The organism is Arthrobacter sp. Hiyo1 (genome assembly GCF_001263615.2).
In the GTDB taxonomy this organism is placed as follows: Bacteria; Actinomycetota; Actinomycetes; order Actinomycetales; family Micrococcaceae; genus Arthrobacter.
The window spans coordinates 65,241-68,505 of the sequence record NZ_DF952473.1 but is presented as its reverse complement, the minus strand read 5'-3'; the positions used below and the strand labels follow the sequence as shown (position 1 = coordinate 68,505).

The 3,265-nt window shown below is 63.8% G+C and carries 1 protein-coding gene and 2 pseudogenes; 2 read left to right on the top strand and 1 reads right to left on the bottom strand.

The window, feature by feature from the left end; genetic code table 11:
• Window positions 1–222 precede the first annotated feature (222 nt).
• Complete coding sequence (locus tag AHiyo1_RS15895; RefSeq protein ID WP_172465623.1) at window positions 223–990, bottom strand: peptidylprolyl isomerase; 768 nt, start codon at window positions 988–990, stop codon at window positions 223–225.
• Between the two features lie 260 nt (window positions 991–1,250).
• Here AHiyo1_RS15895 and hisS point away from each other — a divergent pair.
• Window positions 1,251–2,600, top strand: a pseudogene (gene hisS / locus AHiyo1_RS15890) (histidine--tRNA ligase).
• 143 nt (window positions 2,601–2,743) lie between these two features.
• A pseudogene (locus AHiyo1_RS15885) lies at window positions 2,744–3,265 on the top strand (OB-fold nucleic acid binding domain-containing protein); the annotation flags it as partial.

Sequence of the window (3,265 nt, the reverse complement as noted above, 5' to 3'; positions counted from 1 at the left end):
GTTCTGCCGCGTCGGCCACTGGGGCGTCGGGTTCTGCCGGGGCAGCGAGCTCGGCTGGGGCAACCGGCGCAACGCCGGCCTGCTCAGCTACGGGAGCCTGGGTTTCTTCGTCGTTGGCCACTACTGCAGTTTCGTCGGATTTCTGACTGTCTGTCACCGCTAAAAGTCTTTCGCTTGGAGGGATTACTAAGGTAATGCGCCGTGGACGATGGTCCGGGCTAGTTACTTCAGAGAAAACGAGTCTATCGTGACAGCTGCCACAGGGGTGCCGTCGGTGGCGCTGCTCCCCGGATTAATACCGGCTTGGGCGATCTTCGTCACCACGTCCATGCCGCTCGTCACCTTGCCGACCACCGTGTACCCGCCGGCGGAGTCCGGGGGAATGACGGTGTCCTTGTACACAATGAAGAACTGGTGCCCGTTGCCATAGGCGTTGTTGCCGGTCCTGGCGACGGCGATGGTTCCGGCCGGGTAGGTGTTGTTCGCCGGGGTGTTCTCAAGTGGTCCCCAGTGGAAGTTGGGGTCGTCTGTGGTGTCCGTCCCCTTGGCTCCGCACTGCAGCACCGAGAAATTGTCGGCGGTAGTCAATCGAGGGCACTTGAGGCCTCTGTAATAACTCGCGTCAGTGAGGGATTTGAACACTGCTGCGGCCTGGGGAGCTGTTGTGCCATCCAGTTCGACGCCGACTGTCCCTCCATTGAGGCTGAGCTGGCCAGTGAAAGTCTTACCTGCGGCCGTGTCCGCTTTGGGAATGCCGGCGCTATTCGAGCCCGTCGCCGCGGCCGAAGCGGAGGGGTTGGCAGAGGCGGACGGCGAACTCAGCCCGGCTTGGGCCGCTGCGAACTCCGATTCGCTCGGATTCGAGTTGAACACCGTGAGTTGGAGCACGACGGCGGCAATCAGGGCGGCGGCACCCACGCTGACCGCGATCACATTGTCCCGGCGGCGGCGCTTGCCCTGTGCACGCCGAAGCTCGCGCTTGGCTTCCATCTGCCTGATGCGCCGTTTGGCTTCACGGTTGTCCCGCGGCCTTGTAGACAATGGTCCTCCTGGTTGTCTGGACAAGCTTCCCTCGCAAGCAAGCCGAACCCGGGCGCCCGCATTAGATGTGCAGGCGCCGAAAGCATAAACTGGCTGCCGCACATAGTTTATGCATGACTGGCTGGACGCCAGCCCATCCTGAGCCGAATCGGCCCGTGGTTCGTGGCGCTGGGTCCGGCCCGCGCAATCATTGAGGAGAAATTTCCACCATGGCCCGTACCGCCTCCCTGTCCGGATTCCCCGAGTGGCTTCCCCAGGAACGGTTGGTGGAACTGCATGTGCTGGACACGTTGCGCAAGACGTTTGAACTCCACGGCTTCTCTTCCATCGAGACGCGCGCTGTCGAAACCGTCGGCCAGCTTCTCCGCAAGGGCGAGATAGACAAAGAGGTATACGGACTGAGCCGCCTGCAGGAAGACGAGGACGGCGGCGAAGGCGGAAAGTCGGACAAGGCAGATCCAACGCTTGGCGCTCCACTTCGACCTCACGGTGCCGTTTGCCCGCTATGTCGTCGAGAACGCCGGCTACCTGGCGTTCCCGTTCCGCCGCTACCAGATCCAGAAGGTGTGGCGGGGGGAGCGGCCCCAGGAGGGCCGCGGCCCGCGAGTTCACGCAGGCGGACATCGACGTCGTGGGCGACGGCGAGCTGCCTTTCCGCTACGACGTCGAGATCGCCCTCGTCATCGCGGAAGCGTTGAGCGCCCTTCCCATTCCGGACTTCCGCCTGCGCATCAACAACCGCAAGCTCGCCGAGGGCTTCTACCGCGGTATCGGCCTCACCGACACTGCCGGCGTGCTTCGAAGCATCGACAAGCTCGAGAAGATCGGCGAAGTGAAAGTTGCCGAATTGCTCAGGAGCGAGCTTGGCGCCACGGATGAGCAGGCAGCGCTTGCCTTGAAACTTGCCAGCATCCGCACCGAGGACACGTCCTTCGTGGCGCAGGTGCGTGCGCTTGGCGTATCGGACGAGCTTCTTGAAGAGGGCCTCAGCGAGCTGGAACAAGTCATCGAGCTGCTGTGCAGCGCGCCCCGGCAAAGTTGTTGCCGACCTCAGCATCGCCCGCGGCCTCGACTACTACACCGGTACGGTCGTCGAAACCGTCCTGGTGGGACACGAGCAACTCGGTTCCATTTGCTCCGGCGGCCGCTACGACGCCCTCGCCAGCAAGGGCAACCGCAAGTTCCCCGGCGTCGGGCTGTCGATCGGCGTGACCCGCCTGGTCTCCCGGATTCTGAGCCAGGAATTCGCGACGGCGTCGCGCTCGGTGCCCACGGCAGTCCTGGTGGCGCTGAACAACGACGACAGCTGGTCTGCGGCCCAGGATGTGGCGGCCCAGCTGCGTGGACGGGGGATCGCCACCGAAGTTGCGGCGAAGGCCGAGAAGTTCGGCAAGCAGATCAAATTCGCCGACCGACGCGGCATTCCTTTCGTCTGGTTCACGGACGACGACGGCAAGCACCAAGTGAAGGACATCCGCACCGGGGAGCAAGTCGACGCGGATCCGGCCAACTGGGAGCCGTCACCCGAGGATCTCCACGTCCGCATCACCACGCGATAGCCACGAACCGGCGCCTCAAGGCAAAAGCCCGCGGGCCCGGGCGGGAGCGGGCCGCGCCCGGTGGGGCCATGCTTCGTTCATACGGGTAAACTCGAACGGGATCGTTTTGTCATGGTCCTGAAAATCATGTTGAAAGGAATGCTGTGCTGCGCACACATGACCTCGGATCCTTGCGTTCCGAGCACATTGGACAGACCGTCACCCTGGCTGGCTGGGTAGGCCGCCGCCGAGATCACGGTGGCGTGGCCTTCGTCGATCTGCGTGACGCGTCCGGTGTCGCCCAGGTGGTTGTCCGCGAGGAAGAGGTCTTCCACGGCCTGCGCAATGAATACGTGCTGCAGATCGTGGGCACCGTCAGCAAGCGTCCCGAGGGCAACGAGAACCCGCACCTCGCCACCGGCGAGATCGAGGTCATCGCCGAGAAAGTGGTGATCCTCAACACTTCGGATCCCCTTCCGTTCCAGATCGACGAGCACGTGGAGGTCGGTGAAGAAGCGCGACTCAAGCACCGTTACCTTGACCTGCGCCGCCCCGGCCCCGCCCGGAACCTGCGCCTGCGTTCCGAAGCGAACCGCGTGGCCCGCGAGCGCTTCACCAGCAGGGTTACGTTGAGATCGAGACTCCCACGCTGACGCGCTCGACGCCGGAAGCGCCCGCGACTTCGT